Annotated in this window: 3 protein-coding genes; 1 reads left to right on the top strand and 2 read right to left on the bottom strand. The window is 57.0% G+C overall.

From position 1 onward, the window contains the following. Nucleotides 1–225: 225 nt before the first annotated feature. Nucleotides 226–609 carry a SorB family sulfite dehydrogenase c-type cytochrome subunit gene (sorB, locus tag EDC26_RS20000; RefSeq protein WP_207915225.1) on the bottom strand — a complete coding sequence of 128 codons (384 nt, stop codon included), beginning with the start codon at nucleotides 607–609 and terminating at the stop codon, nucleotides 226–228. Nucleotides 610–619: 10 nt separating this feature from the next. Next, the gene (gene sorA, locus EDC26_RS20005) at nucleotides 620–1,876 is read right to left on the bottom strand and encodes a SorA family sulfite dehydrogenase catalytic subunit (RefSeq protein WP_132586505.1); all 1,257 of its coding nucleotides are present in this window, start codon (nucleotides 1,874–1,876) and stop codon (nucleotides 620–622) included. 272 nt (nucleotides 1,877–2,148) lie between these two features. On the opposite strand from sorA, the gene pdeR reads away from it, so the two are divergent. Then, nucleotides 2,149–4,143, top strand: a complete 1,995-nt coding sequence (gene pdeR / locus EDC26_RS20010; protein ID WP_132586508.1) for a cyclic di-GMP phosphodiesterase — start codon at nucleotides 2,149–2,151, stop codon at nucleotides 4,141–4,143. Nucleotides 4,144–4,309: the final 166 nt, after the last annotated feature.

Genomic DNA, 4,309 nt, shown 5'->3' on the forward strand with positions numbered 1-4,309 from the left:
AACAGGATCGTGAAACGCCTTTGCGCCGATGATAGTGGACGTACGTCTGTGAAAGTAGGTCATCGTCAAGCTCTTATCTCCCAACGCCCCGACAGCTTACCCTGCCGGGGCGTTGCCTTTGCGCCTCCGCTTAAACGCTGCGCCTGCCCTGGCGCCGGCCCTCTTCGGCCGAAAAAAATGGCACCCACAAGGGGTGCCGCTACGGATTGCCGTTATGCGCAGACGCTATTTCTTCGCGCCCGCCGCCGCTACGCCTTTTGCATTGGCTTCGTCGGCGCCTTTGCCCGATCCGTACGTGGCTGACATGTAATCGGCAATGGCCGACATATCGGCGTCAGGAATTAGCGCGCCATACACCTTCTTCATTTTTTTTACTTCTCCTTCCCACCATTCGTGAGATAAAGGCGGCTGAGTTTGCATATATTGTGCCGAGTGACAGGCCGTGCAGTTGCGCAGGGCTAGCTGGTAGCCAGGCAGGGTGCTGGGTTTCAGCGCAGCCGTTTCGGGCGGTAATGCGATTTCGAGCGCTTGCGCAGCCGGTGCGCAGGCAAGCCCGACCAGGATCGCTGCCAGACCGCTTACGGTAAAAGAAGCTATTTGCATTTTCATCAGAATCTCCTTATACCGCAGTGACGCGAGTCGTTTCGACGACATTGCGCATGTAGCCCGAAGGGTTCCACAGGGCGCTCATGGGTTGTGTTTGCCCAATACGGTTGGTGGCGCGTACTTTCAGTTCAAGAGCCCCGCGTTTGGCGGGTTTGAACGGCATGGTCCATTCGCGAAATGAATATTTCCCATGGTCTGTACCCAGTTTGGCCTGATGCCAGGTTTTGCCGCCATCGGCCGAGACGTCAACATTGGTGACGCCGTAGCCGCCATCGAAAGCGATACCGCGCAGCACGGTGGATTTACCCGCCGGGATTTTGCCGCCATCGAGCACGCTGGTAATAAACGAGCGGATGGAAAAACGGCCTATGGGGCGTGATTTTTCCATTTTTCCGCCCGGTGCAACACAGGCGCATTCGTTGTCGGGCACACGATAGGCTGTGGCCATCCAGAAATTGGCCAGAGGTTTGTCGACGACCTCGATATCGGACAAATGCTTGACCCAATAGGTGCCGTAGTAGCCGGGCACCACCAAGCGCAGCGGGTAGCCGTTGAGCATGGGCAGATCGGTGCCGTTCATGGCCCAGGCCAGCATGACTTCGCCATCCATGGCGTGGTTGAGATCAAGGGCCTTGATGAAATCGGGGCCATCGCCTACGGGCGGATGGTCCAGGCCATTGAAAGTGACCTGCACCGCACCGGCTTTCACACCGGCTTTTTCAAGCACTTTTTTTAGCGGCACCCCTGTCCATATGGCATTGCCCATGGCGCCATTGGCCGATTCGCCTCCAGGCACCCGCGGGTTCGAGAAACCGCGGCTGTTGCCCGAGCACTGATGCGCCGCGGCCAGTTTGACTGCCCCCATTTGTTTGATGTCTTCGAGCGAGAGCGACAAGGGAGTATCGACGACCCCTTTGATGGCGACGCGATAGGTGGCGGGATCGATGTTGGTTGGAATGCCGCTCCAGTGGTAGCGCACGAAAAAAGCGTCATTGGGTGTAAAAATACCGTCGTTGTAGACGGCAAATGGAGTTTCCAGTTGTGGCGGACGACTGGTCAACAGGATTAACGAACGTTTTTGTGGGAACGTTGCCATCTGGCGCAGACCGTTGGCAAAAGGAAGATTTGTGGTGTCGGGCGCTGTTTTGGCCGCGGCGGCGAAAACGTTGAGCGACGCGCCACCCAGTGCCGCGCCAGCCCCCATGGTGCCGGCCATCTGCAGAAACTTGCGGCGAGCACCCGGCCTCGCTTCTTGATTGTGCTTGAGCATTGATTTCTCCTGAATCCATGTAGGGTATAAGAGGTTCGCCAACGTCGCGGCCGAGCCTGTTTTTTACACAACACGCTGCACTTGCACTATACCCCTGTCCCGCGCGTGCATATAGAGGCACTATCTGGAACGTGAGCAGTCGGTCGTCGTGAAGGCTGCCCTGGCGACCTCGGGCTCGGGATGTTTGTAATGGCCGCCAGAATAATCAGTTGGCGAATAGGGCCGCGTCCAACTATACTTGTCAACTAAGCATATATACATTGGTGGCTACTGTGCTCGACGATTCGACTGAAGAATCACTGCTGTTTACCTATTTTGGCACCAGAAGTCCGTTCTGGCAGCTTGCGGCTGACAGCGACGCTTTGCAGCTGTCCGGAATCCAGGGCATTCCGAACCTGGCTGTTGCGTTGGTTCCCGAACAGGCCCGGGAAATCAGGGCCTTCACGGGGGTCACTTCCCACGCTGAAATCGATATCAAATTGTTTGGCGAGCCGCAGCGACTCAGCCTGGTGGGCAAGAAAAATGGCGCCACCTCGTGGTCGGGAACGGCGTCCGATTACATGGATACGCCGGCTGTTGCCAAAGATCTCGCGCATGGCTTGGCATTCGCCGAGCAGGTCATATCGGAAGTGAATTCCCTGGTGGTCATCATCGACCATAACAGTAACATTTTGCGGTTTAACCGGCTGTGCGAAGAAGTGACGGGGCTTCGCGAAAAAGACGTGATCGGGAAGAATGCACATGCGTTCATGCGCTCCGACGAGCAGGCCGCGTCGCGGGCCAATATCGCCGATTTCTTTAAAAATGCGTCTTCGTACGAGGTAGAGCGTCATATCAATACGCTTAACGGCCAGCGCACAATTTTGTGGCGCAACAAGTTTGTGCAAAGTGGTAGCGGTCCCGACGAACGCTACCTGGTTTGCTCGGGCACGGATGTGACCGAAGAGCGCAAGGCCCAGGCCAAGTTGCTCGAGCTGGCAACCGTTGATACGCTTACTGGCTTGCCCAACCGATACGCCATCTATGAAAAAATCACAAAATCGTTGCAGGAAGGCGACCGCTTCGGCATTCTTTTCCTCGACCTCGATAACTTCAAGAAGGTCAACGATCATTACGGGCATCTGGTCGGCGACAGTCTTATTCAGGCGGTAGCTCTTAATATCAAGGCGTGCATGCGCGAGGGCGACAGTGTCGCCCGGCTGGGTGGCGACGAATTCCTGGTATTGGTTCAGAACGCTTCGTTCGATCTGATGGAAAGTGTTGCTCAACGAATTATTGACCGCCTGGCGGCCCCCATCAGCCTGGGGCTGATCGAAGTCTATACCGGTTGCTCGATTGGCATTGCGCTTTGCCCGGAGCATGGCGATACGCTGGACCGTCTCATCCGTTGTGCCGATACAGCCATGTACGTTGCCAAAGATGTTGGCAAACGCACGTTTCGGGTGTTTTCGTCCGATATGGACAACAGGGTCTCCGAGTATGTCTGGCTGGACATCAACTTGCGCAAGGCGCTCGATGCCGAGGACCAACTGGTGCTTTATTATCAGCCAAAGTTGTGCCTGAAAACGGGTGTTGTTCGCAGCGTCGAGGCCTTGCTGCGGTGGAATTCGCCCGAACGCGGCCGGATACAGCCCCTGGATTTCATTCCGTATGCCGAAGACTCCGGGTTGATTGTGCCCCTGGGCCGATGGGTGATGAGAAGCGCGGCGAAACAGGCGGCAATCTGGAAGGCGCGCGGGCTGGATCTTCGCATTGCCATTAACATGTCGGCGCGACAGCTGAGCAGCTCGACTGTCGTTCAGGATTTTGTCGAAGCGTTGCGCCAGGCCGGCCAGGCGGGATGCCAGCTCGATATCGAATTGACCGAAAGCTGCCTGATCAACGACGAAGCCCTGGCTCATGCGGTAATTCGTCAGTTCCGCGATCTGGGGGCCCAGGTTCATCTGGATGATTTCGGAACGGGGTATTCTTCCCTGTCTCAACTGGCGCGTTTACCGCTCGATGCCATCAAGCTGGATCGCAGTTTCATCAGTTCCATTAATGACAACGCCACCTCGCAGGCCTTGGTGCGGTCGATGGTTGCCGTGGCGCAACAGCTGAAATTCGGGGTGATAGCTGAAGGCGTGGAGACGGAAGCCGAGGCTGAGTTCCTCAAGGATATCGACGTCGACGATGCCCAGGGCTACTTGTATAGCCGGCCTATGCCTGCCAGAGAGTTTGAGGAATGGCTCAACAATAAGGGTAAGAAGCTCAGGCTTGTGGCCTGAGTCCCTGATCCTCGCGATAGCGGCGGCTGTGGTTTGCGCCTTGCCGGCGAGTGAGTTCCGGGCATACCGTAACGCGAGCCGTCTATGGGGGCCGGGGCGGGGCCGGCGTAAGGCGTGCTCCGGATGCTGACGAAGGGAAGGCGGGGGCTGTCGGCGGGCCATGTTT

This window comes from Paralcaligenes ureilyticus (assembly GCF_004346225.1).
Taxonomy (GTDB): Bacteria; Pseudomonadota; Gammaproteobacteria; order Burkholderiales; family Burkholderiaceae_B; genus Paralcaligenes; species Paralcaligenes ureilyticus.

Bases quoted from the DNA above. Each gene is read 5' to 3' on its own strand.
- sorB (WP_207915225.1), bottom strand. From the start codon at position 609: ATGAAAATGCAAATAGCTTCTTTTACCGTAAGCGGTCTGGCAGCGATC.
- sorA (WP_132586505.1), bottom strand. From the start codon at position 1,876: ATGCTCAAGCACAATCAAGAAGCGAGGCCGGGTGCTCGCCGCAAGTTT.